The sequence below is a fragment of the Curtobacterium sp. MCBD17_003 genome (genome assembly GCF_003234885.2).
In the GTDB taxonomy this organism is placed as follows: Bacteria; Actinomycetota; Actinomycetes; order Actinomycetales; family Microbacteriaceae; genus Curtobacterium.
Genome location: NZ_CP126275.1, coordinates 1968425 through 1988181 on the forward strand (window position 1 = coordinate 1968425; position 19757 = coordinate 1988181).

At 74.0% G+C, this 19757-nt stretch carries 20 protein-coding genes; 10 read left to right on the forward strand and 10 right to left on the reverse strand.

Annotated features, from left to right (window positions below):
- Positions 1-17: 17 nt before the first annotated feature.
- A complete protein-coding gene (locus DEI88_RS09320) occupies positions 18-845 on the forward strand; it encodes an SDR family NAD(P)-dependent oxidoreductase (RefSeq protein ID WP_111009216.1) in 828 nt (275 codons plus the stop codon).
- A 6-nt stretch (positions 846-851) separates the two neighbouring features.
- On the opposite strand, the gene DEI88_RS09325 is transcribed toward DEI88_RS09320, so the two are convergent.
- Together DEI88_RS09325 and DEI88_RS09330 are read right to left on the reverse strand one after the other, a co-directional pair.
- Complete coding sequence (locus DEI88_RS09325; protein WP_502866982.1) at positions 852-1763, reverse strand: ABC transporter ATP-binding protein; 912 nt, start codon at positions 1761-1763, stop codon at positions 852-854.
- Positions 1760-2680, reverse strand: a complete 921-nt coding sequence (locus DEI88_RS09330; protein ID WP_111071493.1) for a siderophore-interacting protein — start codon at positions 2678-2680, stop codon at positions 1760-1762. Before DEI88_RS09330 ends, DEI88_RS09325 begins: the two co-directional genes overlap by 4 nt.
- 74 nt (positions 2681-2754) lie before the next feature.
- On the opposite strand from DEI88_RS09330, the gene DEI88_RS09335 reads away from it, so the two are divergent.
- From DEI88_RS09335 to DEI88_RS09360, 6 genes are all read left to right on the forward strand, one after another.
- Entirely contained in the window at positions 2755-3672 is a 918-nt protein-coding gene (locus DEI88_RS09335) for an alpha/beta fold hydrolase (protein WP_111071492.1), read from the forward strand.
- A gap of 72 nt (positions 3673-3744) precedes the next feature.
- Positions 3745-5262 (forward strand): ABC transporter substrate-binding protein, encoded by a 1518-nt coding sequence (locus DEI88_RS09340; RefSeq protein WP_111071491.1) that lies wholly within the window; start codon positions 3745-3747, stop codon positions 5260-5262.
- A gap of 22 nt (positions 5263-5284) precedes the next feature.
- Positions 5285-6235 (forward strand): ABC transporter permease, encoded by a 951-nt coding sequence (locus DEI88_RS09345; RefSeq protein WP_111009221.1) that lies wholly within the window; start codon positions 5285-5287, stop codon positions 6233-6235.
- Positions 6232-7218, forward strand: coding sequence for an ABC transporter permease (locus tag DEI88_RS09350; protein ID WP_111071490.1), 987 nt, complete (start codon positions 6232-6234; stop codon positions 7216-7218). Before DEI88_RS09345 ends, DEI88_RS09350 begins: the two co-directional genes overlap by 4 nt.
- The gene (locus DEI88_RS09355) at positions 7215-8048 is read left to right on the forward strand and encodes an ABC transporter ATP-binding protein (RefSeq protein ID WP_111071489.1); all 834 of its coding nucleotides are present in this window, start codon (positions 7215-7217) and stop codon (positions 8046-8048) included. The genes DEI88_RS09350 and DEI88_RS09355 overlap by 4 nt, the downstream gene beginning before the upstream one ends.
- A 53-nt stretch (positions 8049-8101) precedes the next feature.
- Entirely contained in the window at positions 8102-8902 is an 801-nt protein-coding gene (locus DEI88_RS09360; protein WP_111071578.1) for an ABC transporter ATP-binding protein, read from the forward strand.
- A 72-nt stretch (positions 8903-8974) separates the two neighbouring features.
- Here DEI88_RS09360 and DEI88_RS09365 read toward each other — a convergent pair whose 3' ends face one another.
- From DEI88_RS09365 to DEI88_RS09390, 6 genes are all read right to left on the reverse strand, one after another.
- Entirely contained in the window at positions 8975-10399 is a 1425-nt protein-coding gene (locus tag DEI88_RS09365; protein ID WP_111071488.1) for an amidase, read from the reverse strand.
- Between the two features lie 67 nt (positions 10400-10466).
- On the reverse strand, positions 10467-11072 hold the full coding sequence (locus DEI88_RS09370) for a GNAT family N-acetyltransferase (RefSeq protein ID WP_111013757.1): 606 nt from the start codon (positions 11070-11072) through the stop codon (positions 10467-10469).
- A 75-nt stretch (positions 11073-11147) separates the two neighbouring features.
- Entirely contained in the window at positions 11148-11846 is a 699-nt protein-coding gene (locus tag DEI88_RS09375; RefSeq protein ID WP_111013756.1) for a uracil-DNA glycosylase, read from the reverse strand.
- Positions 11843-12568, reverse strand: a complete 726-nt coding sequence (locus DEI88_RS09380; RefSeq protein WP_111013755.1) for a Type 1 glutamine amidotransferase-like domain-containing protein — start codon at positions 12566-12568, stop codon at positions 11843-11845. The genes DEI88_RS09375 and DEI88_RS09380 overlap by 4 nt, the downstream gene beginning before the upstream one ends.
- Complete coding sequence (locus DEI88_RS09385) at positions 12565-13128, reverse strand: phosphoribosyltransferase (RefSeq protein ID WP_111009228.1); 564 nt, start codon at positions 13126-13128, stop codon at positions 12565-12567. Before DEI88_RS09385 ends, DEI88_RS09380 begins: the two co-directional genes overlap by 4 nt.
- A gap of 34 nt (positions 13129-13162) precedes the next feature.
- Positions 13163-13936 (reverse strand): SDR family oxidoreductase, encoded by a 774-nt coding sequence (locus DEI88_RS09390; RefSeq protein WP_111009229.1) that lies wholly within the window; start codon positions 13934-13936, stop codon positions 13163-13165.
- Positions 13937-14047: 111 nt separating this feature from the next.
- Here DEI88_RS09390 and DEI88_RS09395 point away from each other — a divergent pair, with 111 nt between their 5' ends.
- Both DEI88_RS09395 and DEI88_RS09400 read left to right on the forward strand, forming a co-directional pair.
- Positions 14048-15175, forward strand: a complete 1128-nt coding sequence (locus DEI88_RS09395) for an acyltransferase family protein (protein ID WP_111071487.1) — start codon at positions 14048-14050, stop codon at positions 15173-15175.
- A 193-nt stretch (positions 15176-15368) separates the two neighbouring features.
- Positions 15369-16703 carry a bifunctional o-acetylhomoserine/o-acetylserine sulfhydrylase gene (locus DEI88_RS09400; RefSeq protein ID WP_111013753.1) on the forward strand — a complete coding sequence of 445 codons (1335 nt, stop codon included), beginning with the start codon at positions 15369-15371 and terminating at the stop codon, positions 16701-16703.
- A gap of 131 nt (positions 16704-16834) precedes the next feature.
- On the opposite strand, the gene DEI88_RS09405 is transcribed toward DEI88_RS09400, so the two are convergent.
- Both DEI88_RS09405 and DEI88_RS09410 read right to left on the reverse strand, forming a co-directional pair.
- Complete coding sequence (locus DEI88_RS09405) at positions 16835-17251, reverse strand: hypothetical protein (RefSeq protein ID WP_146246026.1); 417 nt, start codon at positions 17249-17251, stop codon at positions 16835-16837.
- Positions 17248-18255, reverse strand: coding sequence for an SDR family oxidoreductase (locus tag DEI88_RS09410; RefSeq protein ID WP_111009233.1), 1008 nt, complete (start codon positions 18253-18255; stop codon positions 17248-17250). Before DEI88_RS09410 ends, DEI88_RS09405 begins: the two co-directional genes overlap by 4 nt.
- Positions 18256-18486: 231 nt before the next feature.
- On the opposite strand from DEI88_RS09410, the gene metX reads away from it, so the two are divergent.
- Positions 18487-19707 (forward strand): homoserine O-acetyltransferase MetX, encoded by a 1221-nt coding sequence (gene metX / locus DEI88_RS09415; RefSeq protein ID WP_111071485.1) that lies wholly within the window; start codon positions 18487-18489, stop codon positions 19705-19707.
- Positions 19708-19757 lie beyond the last annotated feature (50 nt).

A 19757-nucleotide genomic window follows, 5' to 3' on the forward strand; every position in this document is an offset into this window, starting at 1 on the left:
GGAACGGAGACGACGCCATGCGGACCGACCACCCCCGTACCATCGCCCTCACCGGCGCCAGCTCCGGCATCGGTGCCGCCGCGGCGCGCGCCCTCGTCGCCGACGGCCATCGCGTCGTCGTCATCGGGCGCGACCCGGATCGCACGGCCCGGATCGCCGACGAACTCGGGATGCCGCGGTTCGTCGCGGACCTCGACCGCCTGGAGGCCGTGCACGGCCTCGCGGCGGACCTGCGGCGGGAGGTCCCGGACCTCGACACCCTCGTCAACAACGCCGGTGGCCTCGTGTCCCACCGCTCGCGGACCGTCGACGGGTTCGAGACGACGCTGCAGCGCAACGTGATCGCGCCGTTCGTGCTCGCGAACGCACTCGCGGACGTGCTCACCGCGGCACAGGACGGTCGGATGGTGGTCACCGCGAGCCTCGCGCACCGCTTCGGGCACGTGGTGCTCGACGACCTCGACGGCGCGCGGCGACCCTGGTTCGGCGGCTGGCGCGCGTACGGCACCGCCAAGCTCGCAGCCGTCCTCCTGACCCGGCAGTGGACCCAGCGCACCGGCGTCCCGGCGTACTCGTACCACCCGGGGCTCGTCGCGACGGGCTTCGGGGCCGACTCCCCCTCGATGCGGCTCATGTCGTTCGCGACGGGTGGGAACTACGGTCTCTCGCCGGAGGCGGGTGCGGTCGGACTCGTCCGGCTCGCTGGCGACGACGTGGTCGAGGAGCGGCCCGGCACGTACCTCGACGGGCTCAACGCCGGGACGCTGTCCCGCGAGGCCCGGGACGACCGCGTGGGTGCCGCGCTCTGGGAGCGACTCGCGGCCGTGGTACCCGGATGGAACTGAGGCGGGTCAGTCCGCCTCGCGGACCGTCGCCGACTCGGCGTCCCCACGGACGGTCGAGGCGGCGCGCCCGCCGGTGCCGTCAGCGCCCCGTGCGGCCGAGCGCGCGGCCGCGGCGGCGCCCGCGCGCGGGACGACGAGCGGCGTGCCGGTCTCCGGGTCCGGGACGACGACGCACGGCAGACCGAAGACCCGTTCGACGAGGTCGGCCGTGAGCACCTCGGCGGGCGGCCCCTGCGCGACGATCCGCCCGCGGTCCATCGCCACCAGGTGCGTCGCGTACCGGGCGGCCTGGTTGAGATCGTGCAGCACGGCGACGACGGTGCGCCCCGCCGCGTGCAGCGAGGCCGCGAGCTCGAGGACGTCGTACTGGTGTGCGATGTCGAGGAACGTCGTCGGTTCGTCGAGGAGCACGACGTCGGTCTGCTGGGCGAGGACCATCGCGATCCACACCCGCTGGCGCTGGCCGCCCGAGAGCTCGTCCACGCTCCGCTCGGCGAGCGCCGCGGTGCTCGTCTGCTCGAGCGCCGCGTCCACCGCCGCGCGGTCGTCCGCGGACATCGGGTGCCAGAGGTCCTGGTGCGGGTAACGACCGCGCGAGACGAGGTCGCGCACCGTGATGCCGGCCGGCGCGACGGGGGTCTGCGGGAGCATCGCCACGCGTCGGGCCACGGCCTTCGACCGGTACGAGCGGATCGGCCGGCCGTCGAGGGACACCGTGCCCGCGGTCGGGGTGAGCGTGCGCGCGAGCGCCTTGAGCAGCGTCGACTTGCCGCAGGCGTTCGGCCCGACGATGACGGTGAGCTCCCGGTCCGGGACGTCGATGTCGAGCGACTCGACGACGACGCGGTCGTCGTACGCGAGGGTGAGCCCCCGCGCCGCGAGCACCGGGCTCGGTGTGCCGGTCGTGGTCCCGCTCAGCACTCGGCGCGCCCGCGGCGCCAGTACCCCATGAAGGCGACGGAGCGCCGGTCCATGCCGGCACCACGGACGAGGTGGCGGCGGATCTCCTTGACACATCCGGCCTCGCCCGCGATCCACGCGTAGACGCTGTCGTCGGCACGGTCGTCGTCCGGGACCTCCCAGAGGATCCCGTTGTCGACGTCGACGTCCGCCAGGACCGGTGCCGCGGCCGCGGCAGCCCGGGAGGCCCGGTGTGCGAGCGCCCACGACCGCACCTGCTCCGTCATGTGGAGGCCGTGGTCCGCGCCGTTCCGCGGGAGCCAGGTGACCTCGACCCCGCGCGGTGCGGCCACCGGGAGCCGGTCGGCCTCGGTCGGGACCTCGATGAAGACGTGCCCGACGGTCCCCGCGTCGAGGGCTTCGAGGATCGCGCAGATGGCCGGGGCGGCGGTCTCGTCGCCTGCGATCATGACGCGCTGCGCGCTCCCGGGTGCGAACTCGGCGGCGCCCCGTCCGGTGTCGGCCTCGGCGCGGGTCCCCCGCGCGACGACCGGTCCGACGACGCGGAGCTCGTCACCGACCGTGGCGCCACCGACCCAGCGCGACGCCGGTCCGATGTCGCCGTGGTCGACGAAGTCGATGTCGAGCTCGCGCACGGCCGGCCGGAACGACCGGACCGTGTAGGTGCGGATCGGGTTGCGGCGCTCGTCGGGCAGCGCACGCCAGGCGGTGAACCAGTCCCCGGCGTCGTCGCCCGGGACGCTCTCGTAGCCACCGTGCGGCAGTGGCAGGACGACCTTGATGCGCTGGTCGAGACCGACGGCGGCGAAGTCGGCGAGTTCGTCACCCGTCAGCGTCACGCGGACGAAGTGCGGCGTGAGGGGCGTGATGCGCAGGACGCGCACCGCGAAGGTCCTGTACCGGGTCGACACCATCCGAGTATGGCATGCCTTACCTACATCACCGCAGCCGGTCCAGCAGGTGATCGGCGGACTGCCAGGATGTCGGGGTGACCGAGCCCGACCCCGACGAGTTCAGCGACCTTCCCGCACTCGCGGCGCACCTCGGCGTGACGGAGCCGCTCCGGGCCTCCCGGCTGACCGCGACCGTCGGCGACGGTGCCACGGTGAGCGCCGTCCGCTGGCGCGCCACCGCCGCGGCGACCCGGGATGCCCACGACGTCCGCGTCGTGTTCCTGCACGGCGTCGGACTCGAGGCGCACACGTTCGACGCGACCGCGCTGCTGCTCGGCGTACCGGCACTCGCGGTCGACCTGCCCGGACACGGCCGGTCCTCGTGGCGGGCGGACGCCGTCTACTCGGCGGACACCGTCGCGCCGGCCGTCGTCGACGCGCTCGACGCGCTCGGCACGCCCCCCGTGGTGCTCGTCGGCCACTCGCTCGGTGCGATCGTCGCCGCCCGCGTCGCCGCGATCGCGCCGGGCCGCGTGACCGGTCTCGTGTTGCTCGACATGTCACCGGACTTCACCCAGCGCGCCGTGGACCGCATCGTCCGCGCCCTCGAGGAGGAACCCGACTTCGCCGACCTCGACGAGGTGGTCGTGCGGGCCCTGGCACTCCGGCTCGGCGACGACCCCGTCGCGCTCGCCCGGGAGGCCCGCCACGCCACCCGGCGCGCCCCCGACGGCCGGTGGGTGCGGCGGCACCACTTCCCGCACCTCGAGCCGGGGGTGGCGCACATCGGTCGATTCGCCGACGCGTGGGACGACCTCGAGTCCCTCCGGGTGCCCGTCCTGCTCGTGCGCGGGGACCGCGGCTACGTGTCCCAGGCCCTCGCCCGCCGGTTCGCAGAGCGATTGCCGTCGGCCCGGATCGTCACGGTCCCCGCGCGACACACGGTGCAGACCCAGGCGCCGCGGGAACTCGCGGACGTGCTCCGGCGTTGGGAGCCATCGAAACCCCGGTGACCGCCTGCCGGTACGCTCGTCCGAGCGCACCGCGGCGACCGCCGCCGTCCGCACGGAAGGAACCCCCACGACATGCGTCCGCTCCGCAGCTCCGGGCCGCGCCGCTCCGGCCTCATCGCCGCCGCACTCGCCGTCACCGCGGCACTCGCCCTGACCGGCTGCTCCGGCGCGTCGGACGACACCTCCGGCGGCCGGGACGCCACCGTCCGGGTGGGCCTGGTGCTCGAGCCCACGAGCCTCGACATCCGAAAGCAGTCGGGCGCCGCGCTCGACCAGGTGCTCATCGACAACGTGTACCAGGGCCTCGTCGGACGCACGCAGGACGGGGGCATCCGGAACGTGCTCGCGTCGAAGCGGTCGGTGTCGGCGGACGGTCGCACGTACACGTTCACGCTGCGCGACGGCATCCGGTTCCAGGACGGCACCCCACTCACCGCATCGGACGTCGCGTGGTCGCTCGACGACTTCCGCGCGAGCTCGACCTACGTCGACGCGGGTGACCTCGCGTCGGTCTCGGACGTCACGGCGCCGGACGACCACACCGTGGTGGTGCGGCTCGCCCGTCCCGACTCGAACCTGCTGTTCGCGCTGACCGGTCGCGCGGGTGTCGTCCTCGAGCGTGGCGCCCACAACGACCGCTCGGACAGCGCGATCGGCACGGGGCCGTTCCGGGTCAGCAGCTGGAAGCAGGGCGACTCGCTGACGTTCACCCGCTGGAAGGGCTACTGGGGCGCGAAGGCGAAGGTGGCCAAGGTCGTCTTCCGCTACATCACCGAGGCGTCGACCGCCGTCAACGCCATGGCGAACGGCGACCTCGACGTGGAGACCGCGGTGGACGGCACCCTGAAGGGCCAGCTCCAGGGCGCCTCGGGCATCACGCTGCACACCGGCGAGACGACCGACAAGTACACCCTCGCCTTCAACGACCGCGAGGCGCCGTTCACGGACGTGCGGGTCCGGCGGGCCATCCGCGAGGCCATCGACCCGAAGGCGCTCATCAAGGCCATCGGCGGCACGGGCGTCGAACAGGGCGGACCGATCCCGGCGCTCGACCCGGGGTACCAGGACCTGACGGACATCGACGCGTACGATCCCGCCGACGCGCGGAAGCTCCTGCAGCAGGCGGGGAAGCACGACCTCGACCTCACGCTCACGTACGCGAACATCTACCCGTCGACGATCGGCGACGTGCTCACCTCGCAGCTCGCGAAGGTCGGGATCACCCTGCACGTCAAGCGCGTCGACTTCACCACCTGGCTCGACCAGGTGTTCGGGAAACACGACTTCGAGTTGAGCATGGTCGACCACACCGAGTCGCGCGACTTCGGCAACTGGGCGAACCCGGACTACTACTTCGGGTACGACAACCCGCAGGTGCAGCAGCTCTACGCCGACTCCCTCGCCACCACGGACACGAGCGAGCGGGACGCGGACCTGCGGAAGGCCGCCCGCATCGTCAGCGAGGACGCCGCGGGCGAGTGGCTCTACACCGCGACGACGATCACCGCCATCCGCCACGGCGTGACCGGCTTCCCCACGAACTCGACGAGCACGCGACTCGACCTGTCGAAGCTCGCCGTCACGGGGTGACGCCGCTCGTAGGCTTGACCCCGTGACCCGATTCCTCGTCGGGCGGCTGCTCCTGCTCGCCGTCGGCCTCCTCGTCGCGAGCGTCATCGTCTTCGCCGCGCTGCGGGTCCTGCCCGGCGACGTCGCACAGGTCGTCGCCGGGACACAGGCGTCGGCCGCGCAGGTGTCCGCCGTCCGTCGGCAACTCGGGCTCGACCGTCCGCTCGTCGTGCAGTACCTCAGCTGGATCGGTGGGGTCCTGCACGGCGACCTCGGCCGTTCCCTCGTCACGGGTGGCGCGGTGGCACCGCAGATCGCGCAGAAGCTCGCCGTCACCCTGCCGCTCGCGGGCCTGTCCCTGCTCTTCGCCCTCGTGCTCGGGGTGCCGCTCGGCGTGGTCGCCGCGGTCCTCCGACGTCGACCCGCCGGCGTGGTCATCTCGATCGTGGCGCAGGCCGTCGCCGCGATCCCGGTCGTCTGGGCCGCCATGCTCCTGGTCGCCGTGTTCGCGGTGCGGCTCCGGCTCCTGCCGACCCAGGGATTCCCGCTCGACGGCTGGCACGAACCGGGGCGCGCGTTCGCCGCCCTCGTCCTGCCGGCGCTGACGATCGGCGCGGTCGAGGGTGCGGTCGTCCTCCGGTTCACGCGCTCCGCGACGCTCGGCGTCCTCGGTGCCGACCATCTGCGCACCGCGGCGGCGGTCGGGCTCACCCGGCGGGCAGCGCTCCTGCGGCACGGGCTGCCGTCGGTCGCGCTCACCGTGCTCGCGGTCCTCGGCGTGCAGATCGCGGGGCTGCTCGTCGGCGCCGTCCTCGTGGAACAGGTGTTCGCGCTGCCGGGCGTCGGACGCATGCTCGTCACGGACGTCGGTCGCCGGGACCTGACGAAGGTGCAGTCCGAGCTCCTCGTGCTCACCGGGCTCGTGCTCGTCGTGGGCTTCGCGGTCGACGTGGCGCACCGCCTCCTCGACCCCCGTCTCCGGGAGGCAGCGTGACCGCCCGGGCCGCGGGACGGGGCGAGCGCGGCTTCCTCCGACGGCTCGTCACCCGGCCGTCCGGCGCGGTGGCGGTCGTCGTGCTCGGGCTCCTCGTGGTGGCCGCGGTCGTCGCGTCGTTCTGGACGCCGTACGACCCGTTCGACACCGACCCGTTCCACCAGTGGCGAGCCCCGAGCGCCGCCCACTGGTTCGGCACCGACGCCGTCGGCCGCGACATCGCGAGCTACGTGCTCGCGGGCGCGCGGACGACGGTCCTGGTCGCCCTGGGGTCCGGCGTCATCGCCTCGGTGGTCGGGATGCTGCTGACCGCCGTCGGGTCGTTGACGAGCCGGTGGGTCCGCGAGGGCATGGCCGTGCTCCTCGACGTGCTCGTCGCGTTCCCGACGCTCCTCACGGCGATGCTCCTGACGGCCGTGTTCGGCGGCTCGCTCGGCGTCGTCGTCGTGTCGGTCGGCCTGAGCTTCGGCGTGACGATCGCCCGGGTCGCCCGCGGCGAGATCCGCCGCATCGCACGGAGCGACTACGTGACCGCGGCACGCGCCGCCGGCGTCGGACCGGTCGGCGTGCTCCTCCGCCACCTCGTGCCGAACGCGGCACCGCTGTTCACCGTGCAGCTGTCGCTCGCCATGGCGACGGCCGTGCTCGCCGAGGCCGGGTTGTCGTACCTCGGGTACGGCGCGTCGTCGTCCACCGCCTCGTGGGGCAGTCTCCTCGCCGACCTGCAGACCTACATCGGCGTGCACCCGTGGAGCGCGGCCTGGCCGGGGGCGGCGATCGCCCTCGTCGTCGTCGCGCTGTCCCTGCTCGGCGACGCCGTGCGCGACGCGTCGGACCCACGACTGACCGGACGACGGCGCGACCTCGATGCCGACACCGGCGCGACCGCCGGTGCGGCCGACGCCCGGGAGGCCCGTCCTGCGCCCGCAGGGATGCCCGCCACCGCCGACGCCACGGTCGAGGTCCACGGAGGGACCGCATGACCGCCGTCGACCGCGCCGAGCACGCCGGCGGTCCGGGTCATGGCGCGACGGCGGACCTCACCGTGCGCGGCCTCACCGTGCGGATCGGCGGGCGGACCGTGCTCGACGACGTCTCGTTCGCCGTCCCCGCCGGGGCCCGTGTCGGTGTGATCGGCGCGTCGGGGTCGGGCAAGTCGATGACCGCGTTGGCGGTGATGGGCCTGACGCCCCCGGATGCCGCCGTCTCGGGCAGCGTGCGCCTCGGCCCCGACGAGCTCGTCGGTCTGTCGGACCGCGAGCACGCCCGCCACCGCGGTCGTCGGATCGGCATGGTGTTCCAGGAGCCCGGGACGGCACTCGATCCGATCCGGCGGGTCGGGTCGCAGATCGCGGAGCCGCTGCGGCTGCACCGCGGACTCGACCGCCGCGCCGCCGCCCAGGCCGCCGTGGACCTGGCGGTCGCGGTCGACCTGCCCGACCCGGAGCGCCTGCTGCGGCAGTACCCGCACCAGCTGTCCGGCGGCCAACGGCAGCGCGTGTGCATCGCCATGGCCCTCGCGGGCGAGCCGGCCTTCCTCCTCGCGGACGAACCGACGACGGCGCTCGACGTGACGACGCAGGCCCGGGTCCTCGAGCTGTTCGACCGCACCGCCGACGAGCGGGGCACCGGTCTGGTGTTCGTCACGCACGACCTCGCCGTCCTGGCGCGCATCGCCGACACCGCGGTCGTGCTCGACGCGGGACGAGTGGTCGAGTCGGGTCCGGTGACGGGCCTCCTGGCCGCGCCGCGGCACCCCGCGACCGCCGCGCTCGTCGCGGCCGCCGCCGCCACCGCGAGGAGGACCCCGTGAGCGAGGACACCACGAGCGGCGGGAGGGGGGTCGGGACCGCCGCGGCGGGGCACATCCAGCACGAGGACTCGCCCGCGCTCGAGGCGCGCGGACTGTCACGGACCTACCGGCTCCCGCGTCGCGGCCCGTTCGAGCCCGGCGCGACGCGGACCGCCGTCGACGCCGTCGACCTCACCGTCCCCGCGGGTGCGCGCCTCGGCGTCCTCGGCGCGTCGGGCTCGGGCAAGTCGACGCTCGTCCGCCTCCTCACCGCGCTCGAGGCCCCGACGTCCGGGAGCGTCAGCGCCTGGGGTCGCCCCGTGTCGGCAGCCGCCTCCGCGCGCACGACGCGCTGGTTCCGGCGCCGCACGGGCATCGTGTTCCAGGACCCGTACGCGTCGCTCGACCCGCGCATGCGCATCGGTCGGACCGTCGGTGAGCCGTTGCGCGCCCTCCGCCTGACGGGCGACCACGCGGCGCTCGTCGCCGAGGCCCTGCACCGGGTCGACCTGCCGGACGACGCCGCCGACCGGTTCCCCCACGAGTTCTCCGGCGGTCAACGCCAGCGCATCGCGATCGCCCGCGCGGTGGTGCACCGGCCCGCGCTGCTCGTCGGCGACGAACCGATGAGCGCGCTCGACGTCGTCGTTCGTGCCCGGGTGATCGACCTGCTCGACCGCCTGACCGAGGACCTCGGGATGACGCTCGTGCTCGTGTCGCACGACGTCGGCGTCGTGCAGCGGCTGTGCGACCGGGTCGCGGTGATGGACGCCGGGCGGATCGTCGAGCAGGGCCCGGCGACCCTGCTCGACGACCCGCGGCACGACGTCACGCGGGGACTCGTCGCGGCCGCGCCGACGCTCCCGCCGGTCTGAGGTCCGGCCCGACCGCTGCGCCGGACGGGAGGCCGTCGCCCCGCACCGCGGACGGCGTCCGGCCCACCGACCTCACCACTGCGGCGGGTGCCGCCGCTGCCATCGCACCCGACGCTCGAGCTGGGCGCCGAGGGCGAGGACCGTGCGCTCCCCACCGGGGCGGCCGATGAGCTGCACGCCCATGGGGAGGCCGGCGTCCGTGGTCGACACCGGCAGCGTGATCGCCGGCAGCCCGGCGACGTTGCACATCGAGGTCCACGGCGAGTACCGGCACTGGTCCGCGAAGTTCTCCTCGGGGTCGTCCGAGTACCAGCCGAGCGGTCGCGGCGGGAGCGCGAGCGTCGGGGTGAGCACGGCGTCGTACGACGCGAACGCCTGCACCAGGGCGACCGAGAACGCATCGAGTCCGGCCATGGCCTCGAGCACCGCCACGCCCGAGAGCTCCCGTCCGCGTTCGACGAGCCACGCGGTGAGCGGTTCCAGGCGTGACCGGTCGAGACCGGGCACGTCCGGGATGCGTGCCGCGGAGGCCTGCCAGGCGACACGGAACCACCGGGCGTACTCCACCCGCGGCATCGCGACGTCCTCGACGCCGTGCCCGAGCGCGTCGAGGAGCGCCAGGGTCTCCGCGACCGCCGCGGCGGCCTCGGGACTCGTCCGCACGTCGACGGCGTCGTCCCACGGTGACCCCTGCAGGAGCCCGACCGTGAACCGGCCCTCGCCGCGGGTCGCCGCGGCCGTGAAGGGACCCTCACCCTCGTCCGGCGTGCGGAGCGCGAACGGCTCCGGGACCGCGCGACCGCTCGGCGCCACGAGGGCGTCGAGCAGCATCCCGGCGTCCGCGACCGACCGTGTGATCGGCCCGGCCACCACGAGTCCGCCGAGTCCGGCGCGCCCGGGCATCGCCGGCACCCGCCCGCGGGACGGCTTGAGCCCGACGAGGCCCGTCGCGGCGGCCGGGATCCGCACCGACCCGCCGCCGTCGGACCCGACCGCGGCGGGCAGCAACCCGGCCGCGACCGCCACCGCCGCACCACCGCTCGACCCACCCGGGCTCGCCGACGTGTCCCACGGGTTCCGCGTCGCACCGGTCGCGAGCGATTCGGTCGTCGACGACAAGCCGAACTCCGGGGTCGCGGTGCGGCCGAGGGACACCGTCCCGGCGTCGTCGAGCGCCCGCACGAGCGGGCTGTCCGCGACCGCCGGCGTCGCGGCGACCGCTCGGGAGCCCGCCCGCGTCACGAATCCGGTCCGGTCCACGAGGTCCTTGTCACCGCTCGGGAGGCCCCACAGCGGCCTGGACGTCGGCACCCGTTCGGCGAGGTGGGCAGCACGATCACGGGCGGCGTCGGCGGTCACCGCGGTGAACGCCCCGAGTCCTGGGTCGATCCGCTCGATCCGGCCGAGGTAGTGCTCCGCGACCTCGAGCGGGGAGGCCTCGCCCCGACGGATCCAGTCCCACAGGTCCTGCGCGCTGAGGTGGTGGAGTTCGAACACGGCTCCCGAGCCTAGCCAGCGGCGCCGGCGGCGGCGCGGAGGCGGAGGCTCCCGGCGGTGCGGACGGTCATGCGAGCGGGCGTCGGCCCCGGCCGCCCCGCAACCGGAGCTGCATGGTGACCGTGCCGAGCCACCGTTCGTACTTGTAGCCGACGCGCGCCATCCGTCCGGTCTCGGTGAAGCCGAGCGACGCGTGCAGCCGGATCGACGCCTCGGCGGCCCGGTCGGCGATCACCGCGACGACCTCGCGCACCCCGGCGACCGCACTCTCCTCGAGCAGCGCGGTCAGCAGGGCCCGTCCGAGCCCCTTGCCGCCCGACGCCGGGCGGAGGTAGATCGAGTCCTCCACCACGCGGTTCGAGCGGTCCCGGGGGTTCCACGGCGTCACGAGCGCGTACCCGAGGATCTGCCCCGAGGGGTTCTCGGCCACGAGGAACGGCAACCCGCGGCGGCGCACGTCGTCGTAGCGCTGCTTCCAGGCCGCGAACGAGAACGCCGACGCGTCGAACGTGACCGACGAGTTCCGGACGTAGTGGCCGTGGATGTCACGGACGTCGGGCAGGTCGCTCGGCTCGGCCGCCCGGATCACGTAGGTGAACGCCGGTTCGGGTGTGGTCGCGGGCCGGAGGTGCCGGGGCAACCGCCGACGCGGCTGGTATTCCTCTTCGAGCACCGCACCCGTCCCTCCCGGCCGCGGTGGCCGCGACGCCCGCCAGCCTACGGACCGGCGAGGCGGGGCGTCCGGCGCTCACACCGTGTCGGGGAGGGTCCAGTCCATCGGCTCCGCGCCCTGTGCCTCGAGCAGCGCGTTCACGCGCGAGAACGGGCGCGAGCCGAAGAAGCCGCGTGCGGCCGACAGCGGACTCGGGTGGGCCGACGCCACCACCGGTGTGTCCCCGAGGAACGGCTGCACCGCCGCCGCCTGCGCACCCCACAGCACCGCGACCAGGGGCGCCTCGCGGGCGGCGAGCGCCCGCACGGCCTGCTCGGTCACGCGCTCCCAGCCCCGCCCGCGGTGCGACGCCGGCGCGCCGACCCCGACCGTGAGCACGCGGTTGAGGAGCAGGACGCCGCGCGACGACCAGGCCCGGAGGTCGCCGTGCACCGGCGGCTCGACGCCGAGGTCGTCCCGGAGCTCCCGGTACACGTTCGCGAGGCTCCGCGGGACCGGCCGGACGTGCGGGTCGACGGCGAACGACAGACCGATGGGGTGCCCCGGCGTCGGGTACGGGTCCTGACCGAGCACGAGCACGCGGACGTCGTCGAACGGGTCGGCGAAGGCCCGCAGGACGGACGGCCCCGCCGGCAGGTACGGACGTCCGGCGCGGACCTCCTCCCGGAGCCACGCCCCGATCGCGTGGACGTCGTCCTCCACGGGTGCGAGCGCCCGCGCCCAGCCGGGGTCGACGAGCTCGGCGAGGGGGTGCACCGCGACGCCGTCGGTCATGCGCCGATCGTCGCCACCGAGACGAACTGGTCGCCCTCGCCGTCCTCCGATGCGATGACCCGCCAGACGCTGCCCGAGCCACGGACCTCGAGCGCGCCCTCGCCGACGATGAGGACGGTGTCCTCGTCGATGGCGACACCACCCGCGACGACGCCGGCCTCGGCGGCTGCGACGAGCCGCGAGAGCGTGCCCGCCTGCGCCGCGTGGACGTCGATCGCGAGGTCGACGAGGCCGAGGCCCTCCTGCAGCGTGACCTCGTCGAGGCCCTCGCTGGTCCACTCCGGCGAGACGTCCACCCCGCCGATGCGGAACCCGCCGACGAGCGCTCGGTCCGCCGCGATCATCGCGCCCGCCGAGTACCCGAGGTACGGCAGCGAGTCGGCCACGAGCAACCGGATCTGGTCGACGAGCGGCACCGTCGCCGTCACGTAGTCCGGCGTGCGACCACCCGCGATCACGAGGCCGTCGACGTCGCTGAGCACGCGGGTGTCGAACGTGGCGCCGGCCGCGACGACGTCGGGGAGGAGGTCGCCACCGCCCGCCTCGCCCAGCAGCGCGACCAGGGTGTCGGCCGCGTCGGGTGCGCCGACCGCGAGGACGGCGACCCGCGGCGCGGACCGGCCGACGATCGCGCCGCGCTGTGTCGCCTCGGCGAGGAACCGTCCGTACACGTCGGAGGCCTGGGTGGCGTCGGTGCCGCCACCGACCAGGTGGACGCTCACGATTCGGCCGTCACGGGTGCGAGGGCGCTCCACGGGAACGTGATCCACCCGGAGACGCGCCGCCACACGTGGTCGGGCTCGAGGACGGTTCCGGGCTTGGAGTAGAGGCAGGCGCTCCGGACGTCCGCCCCCGCCTGCCGGACGATGTCGACGACGAGCGCGAGGGTGCGGCCGCTGTCCGACACGTCGTCGACGACGAGCACGCGCTTGCCGGCCAGGCTCGGCGCGTCGAGTGCCGGGGGCAGGACGATCGGCGCGGCGAGCCGTTGCTCGACGTCGGTGTAGAACTCGACGTTGATCGACCCGCACATCTTCGTGCCGAGGGCGTAGGCGACGGCACCGCCGATGAGGAGCCCGCCGCGGGCGACCGCGACGACGACGTCCGGCACGAACCCCGCGTCGAGGACGTCCTTGGCGAGATGCCGCGCGGCGTCCCCGAACTCGAGCCACCCGAGCACCTCGGCGTGGGACGGGGGTGCGTCGGCACCCGCGGACGTGACGGTGGCGGGCGCCGGATCGGCGGGCGCTGCCGCGGGGACGGCGTCGGCGGGGCAGGTCATCCCGCCACGCTATCGCCCTCACGGTCCGCGGGCGCTACCGGGTGCGGAGTTCGCCCCGGGCGACCTTGTGCTGCGCGGACTGGGCGACCGGCTTGATCGTCACGAGGTCGAGGTTGACGTGCGCGGGGAGCTCGACCGCGTGCACGATGGCGGCGGCGACGTCCTCGGCGACGAGTGGGTCGGCGACGCCCTGGTAGACGGCGTCCGCGCGGTCCTGGTCGCCGCCGAACCGCACGAGCGAGAACTCCTCGGTGCGGACCATCCCCGGGGCGATCTCGACGACCCGGATCGGCTCGCCGCTCAGCTCGAGGCGGAGGACCGCGACGAGCGCGTGCTCCGCGGCCTTCGCGGCGTTGTAGCCCGCGCCGCCCTCGTACGGCACCGTCGCCGCGGTCGACGTGACCGTCACGACGTCCGCGCCGCCCGTGACGTCGGCCCGGGTCCGGAGGTGGGGCAGCAGCGCGCTCGTCACCTGCTTCGTGCCGATGACGTTGACCTCGAACATGGCACGCCAGTCGTCGACGCTCGAGGTCTCGACCGGCTCGAGCCCGAACGCGCCACCCGCGTTGTTGACGAGGGCGTCCACGCCGCCCAGCTCCCCGACCCGTGCGGCGAGCGCCGCGACGGCCGATGCGTCGGTGACGTCGGCGACGAACGCCTCGCAGTCGGTCTCCTCGGCGAGCGCCGTCAGCCGGTCCTCGCGCCGGGCGACCGCCACGACCTCCCATCCGTGCGCGCGGAACAGGCGGACCGTCGCCGCTCCGATGCCCGAACTCGCTCCCGTGACGACCGCGCGTCGTGCTGCCATGTGCTGTGTCCTCCTGTGCCGACTCCGGTGCCGACTCCTGTCGTCCAACGCTACTGGGGCGACCCCGAGGGGGCGGTCATCATGGTGCGCGTTCGGGTAGCGTGGCGGGGCATGAGCACGGACGTCCTCTCGACCGCGCCCTCGGCTCCTCCGGTCGCTCCCGACGGGCCTGCACCAGCGCGGGTGCGGGTGCCGTTGTGGGACACCGCGCGGTTCCTCGCGGTGACGCTGGTCGTCATCGGGCACGCGATCCAGCGGCAGACGACCGCGAGCGACCACGCGATGGCGCTCTACACGTTCATCTACGCGTTCCACATCCCGGCGTTCGGTGTGATCAGCGGGTACTTCTCGTCGTCCGCGACCCCGACCGCCGTGCGGATGCGACGCACGATCGCCGAGATCGTCGTGCCGTACATCGTCATGCAGACGATCTGGACGGTGGTGGAGTCGATCGTCGAGGGCCGGAAGCAGTTCAACCCGACGCAGCCGACGTGGACGCTCTGGTTCTTGCTCGCGCTCGGGATCTTCCGACTCGTGCTCCCCTACCTGGCGCAGCTCCGGTGGCCGCTGCTGTGGACGGTCGCCGCGAGCATCGGCGTCGGGTACCTCGACAACGTCGACTCCACCCTGTCGCTGTCCCGTGCGATCGGACTCATGCCGTTCTTCGTCCTCGGCTGGCAGCTCAAGGGCTGGGGGGTGATGGACCGGTGGGCCGGCGCGCCGCGGCGGGTAGTCGTGTGGGTGCGGTCGGCCGCGGTCGTGGTGCTCGCGGCGTGGGGCACGGCGTGCGTCGTGTTCGTCCGGCCGTTCCGCTCGTTCGAGCTGCACCACTGGTTCTTCTACGACGACTCGTACTCGGGGCTCGGGCAGGACGCCTGGTGGGCCGGGTTCCTGCGACTGGGGCTCATGGTGCTGGCGAGCGCCCTCACGGCGTCGTTCCTGCTGCTCGTCCCGCGGCGGCGGGTGTGGTTGTCGGCCTTCGGGCAGGCGACGATGTACGTGTACCTGCTGCACACCTTCGTCCTCTACCCGATCCGGGAGTCCGGGGTGCTGTCGGGTCCGCACTCGGCCTGGCCGTACCTGCTGCTCATGGTGGCGCTCGCGATCACGGTGGCCGTGCTGCTCGCGACGCCACCGGTCCGGTCCGCGACCCGGTGGCTGCTCGAGCCGCGGGTGCCGCTGCTGTTCCGGCGCGACCCGGACCAGGAGCCGACGTCGGAGGCGACGCGCGCCTCCTGACCCGACCCGCGCCTCCCGACCCGACCCGCGCCTTCCGGAGCGGGTCGCCGACGAGTCCCGACGCCGCCGTGTTACGCGCGCTGACGCCCGACGTTGCCGCGGGTGGAGGGCGGTCCTAGCCTGGCCGGACCGCGAGGGTGCGCCGTCCCTCCCGACGTCACCACGGCGCGTGCGGACTGCGAGGACGGACACCATGACCGAGACCACCGACCCGACGACCTGGCGTTTCGAGACGACGCAGGTGCACGCGGGTGCCCGACCGGACCCGACGACGGGGGCGCGCGCGACGCCGATCTACAAGACGACGTCGTACGTCTTCGAGAGCTCGGACCACGCCCGCGACCTGTTCGCCCTGGCCGCGCCGGGCAACATCTACTCGCGGATCATGAACCCGACGAACGACGTCGTCGAGCAGCGCATCGCGGCGCTCGAGGGTGGTACGGGCGCCCTGCTCGTGTCCTCCGGGCAGGCGGCCGAGACGTACGCCGTGCTCAACATCGCGGGCGCCGGCGACCACATCGTGTCCTCGTCGTCGATCTACGGCGGCACGTACAACCTGTTCAAGTACACGCTCGCCAAGCTCGGCATCGAGACGACGTTCGTCGAGGACCAGGACGACCCGGACGAGTGGCGCCGGGCCGTGCGGCCGAACACGAAGCTCTTCTTCGCCGAGACGATCGGCAACCCGAAGATCAACGTGCTCGACATCGCGACGGTGTCCGGCGTCGCCCACGACGCCGGTGTGCCCCTCGTCGTCGACAACACCATCGCGACGCCGTACCTCATCCGTCCGTTCGAGCACGGCGCCGACATCGTGGTGCACTCGGCGACGAAGTTCCTCGGCGGGCACGGCACCGTGATCGGCGGCGTGCTCGTGGACGGCGGCCGGTTCCCGTGGTCACAGCACGCCGAGCGGTTCCCGGAGCTGAACCAGCCCGACCCGTCGTACCACGGCGCCGTGTTCACGCAGGCGGTCGGCGACGGCCTCGCGTACGTCGTCAAGGCGCGGGTGCAGCTCCTCCGCGACCTCGGTGCTTCGAACTCGCCGGACACCGCGTTCGCGCTGCTCCAGGGCATCGAGACGCTGAGCCTGCGGATCGAGCGACACGTGCAGAACGCGCAGGAGATCGCGGAGTGGCTCGACCGTCACCCGGACGTCGCGACGGTCGCGTACGCCGGACTGCCGACGAGCCCCTGGTACGCCGCGGCCACGAAGTACGCCCCGAAGGGCGTCGGCGCGGTGCTGTCGTTCGAGCTCAAGGGCGGCGTCGACGCCGGCCGGGCGTTGGTCGACAACCTGTCGCTGTTCAGTCACCTGGCGAACATCGGTGACGTGCGGTCCCTCGTGATCCACCCGGCGTCGACGACGCACTCGCAGCTCACGCCCGAGCAGCAGCTCACCACGGGCGTGACGCCGGGTCTCGTCCGTCTGTCGGTGGGCATCGAGAACGTCGCGGACCTCATCGCCGACCTGGAGGCCGGGCTCGCCGCCGCGCGTCGGGTCGCCGAGGCGGGCCTCACCGCCTGACGACCGACCGGGCCCGGCTCGACGCCCTCCCGCCGAGATCGCGCAACACGCCGCTTCGACCACTGTGACAACGGCGTGTTCTGCGATCTCGGCTGAGGAGGGCGAGCGGCGGCGGGCCCGGCCGACGAGGGCTAGCGGCGGCGGCCCCGGCCGACGAGGAGCGCCTCGGCGACGCCGAGCCCCACCGCGATCACGAGCTGGGACGCGCCGAGGCGTCGCCACCGACCGCCGACGAGCAGCAGCGGCAGCATCGAGACCGCGTGGGTCGCATCGACCACGGCGGCGACCGTGTGCGCGTCGGGGGTGTCGACCCGGCGCAGCACCACGGCCTCGACGAGTTGCCGCAGCCCGAGCACCCGGTGGAACGCGGCGACCCCGCCCCGACGCGCACCCGTTGCCCGGTCGGGTGCACCGCCTCGCGCCGCGAGGAGGTGCAGGACGCCCAGGCCGCCCCGCATCACCTCCACCCCGGCGGCGGAACCGGGCCGTGCGGACGGGTGCCGGGCCTCCCGACCGGTGCGGCGCCCCGGTGCTGCACCGAGACTCATCGGCCGCGACCCACGGAACGGGTGGCGGTGGCGACGACGCCGGCCACGCCGATCGCGCCCGCGAGGATCGCGGACCCGAGGCGGCGGTGCTCGACGAACCAGGTCTGCGGCGACCACGCGTGGGCGGTGTCGTCGAAGATCCCGTGCGCACCGTGGTCGCCCGGCACCGGCTCGTAGAGGTTGTCGGGCAGCATCGGCTCGTCCTTCTGCGGCGCCTGCTGGCCGTCGACGAGCGTGCGGGCGGCGTACCAGTCCGCGAACCGACCGCTGATCCGGTTCCCGATGATCGTGTAGACGGTCGACTCTCCGACCCACGTCCGCGGGCGTGGCCGCTCGGCGACCGTTGCGATGGCGCGGGCCCCGACCTCGGGCTGGTAGATCGGCGCCACGGGCTGCGGGTGGTGTGGCAACTTCGACTTCACCCAGTTGAACTGGATCGTGTTGAGCGCGGGCATGTCGACCCGCGAGACCGTGACGTTGCTGCCCTCGTTGCGCAGCTCGCTGACGACCGACTCGGTGAACCCGACGATCGCGTGCTTGGCGCCGCAGTACGCCGCTTGCAGTGGGATCCCGCGGAACCCGAGCGCGGAGCCGACCTGGATCACCTGTCCACGGTCCCGCGGCCGCATGTGACGCAGCGCGGCACGGGTCCCGTTGACGAACCCGAAGTACGTCACCTGGTTCGCCCGCGCGAAGTCGTCCGGGTCGGTGTCCATGAACGAGCCGAACACGCCGACCATGACCCCGTTGACCCACAGGTCGATCGGCCCGAGCTCGGCCTCGACGCGGTCGGCGGCGGCCTCGACGGCCTCGCGATCCGCGACGTCCGCGACGAGCGCGAGGCCGCGCCTCCCGGCTCGCCGCACCTCGGCGACCGCCGCGTCGACGCCCTCCTGCCCGCGGGCGAGGACGGCGACGTCCCAGCCCCGTGCGGCGAGTTCCCGCACCGTCGCCCGGCCGAGTCCGGCCGAGCCTCCCGTCACCACGGCGATCCCACGAGCCATCCGGTCCTCCTCGCGTCCTGCCGTCGCCCGAGCGGCGCGGCCCTCCACGTCTACCGGACGGCCGTCGGCGGCGCTCAGCGAGCGTGGGGCGGCACACGTCCGATCGCCCCGCTCCCTCAGACGGACGTGGATCCCGGCCGGGTCCGGCCGGGAGGCCCGGAGCCCGCCCGCCACGCCCCTCGCGTAACAAAGCACCCACGCCGTCCGCGACCCCGGGAGAATGGGCGGACGATGGACTGGCAGACGACCCCGGAGGACTCGGTCCCCTCGACCCTGGTCCCCGGTCCCGCCCTGCTCGGTGGCGGCCTCGGGATCGTCGGCAAGCCACCGGTGACGGGCGCCTGGCGACCCGGCGACCCGGCGGGCTCCCGCCGGTTCCTGGACCTCGGCGCCGTGACCGTCCGCGGCGGGGTGCTCCCGTCGACCCGCGTCGCCTACGAGAGCTGGGGCGAACTCGACGCCGAGCGCTCGAACGCCGTGCTCGTGTTCCACGCGCTCACCGGCGACTCGCACGTCACCGGCCCGGCGGGGCCCGGACACCGGACGGCCGGCTGGTGGGAGGACGTCGTCGGCCCCGGTCGGGCGATCGACACCGACCGGTGGTTCGTCGTCGCGCCGAACATGCTCGGCGGCTGCCAGGGCACAACGGGGCCGTCCGCACTCGCCCCCGACGGCGTCGAGTGGGGATCGCGGTTCCCGTTCCTCACCGTCCGCAACCAGGTGGGCGTCCAGGCGCGCCTGGCGGACCATCTGGGCATCGACCGGTTCGCGGCGGTCGTCGGCGGTTCGATGGGCGGCATGCACGCCCTCGAGTTCGCCGTGACGTACCCGGAGCGGGTCGAGCGGCTGGCGGTGCTGTCGGCACCGGCGCAGACCACGGCGGACCAGATCGCGGGGAACTCCCTGCAGCGCGCCGCGATCCAGATGGACCCCGGGTATGCCGGCGGCGACTACTTCGACGCCGAACCCGGCGACGGCCCGCACCGCGGCCTCGCGCTCGCCCGCCGGATGGCGCTCCTGACCTACCGCGCTCCCGACGAGCTCAACGGGCGGTTCGCCCGGAGCTGGCAGAGCGATGTGTCGCCGCTCGGCGACGACGGACGGTTCTCGGTCGAGAGCTACCTCGACTTCCACGGGAACAAGTTCACCCGGCGGTTCGACGCCGACTCGTACCTGACGCTCCTGCACGCGATGGACTCCCACGACGTCGGGACCGGCCGAGGCGGCGTCGTCCCGGCACTCGGGCGGGTCCGTGCCCGCACCCTCGTCGTCGGGATCACGAGCGACCGCTTGTTCCCCCTCGAGGACCAGGACCGCATCGCCGCGGGCATCCCGGACACCCTCGACGGCGACCGCGCGACGGTCATCGCGAGCGCGTACGGACACGACGGCTTCCTCATCGAGCACGAGGCCGTGGGGCGACACCTCCGGCGGCTGCTGCACGACGCGTGACCGCGGCGATCGTTCGCTGGTGATAACGATTCAGCACCAGACCGGGGACC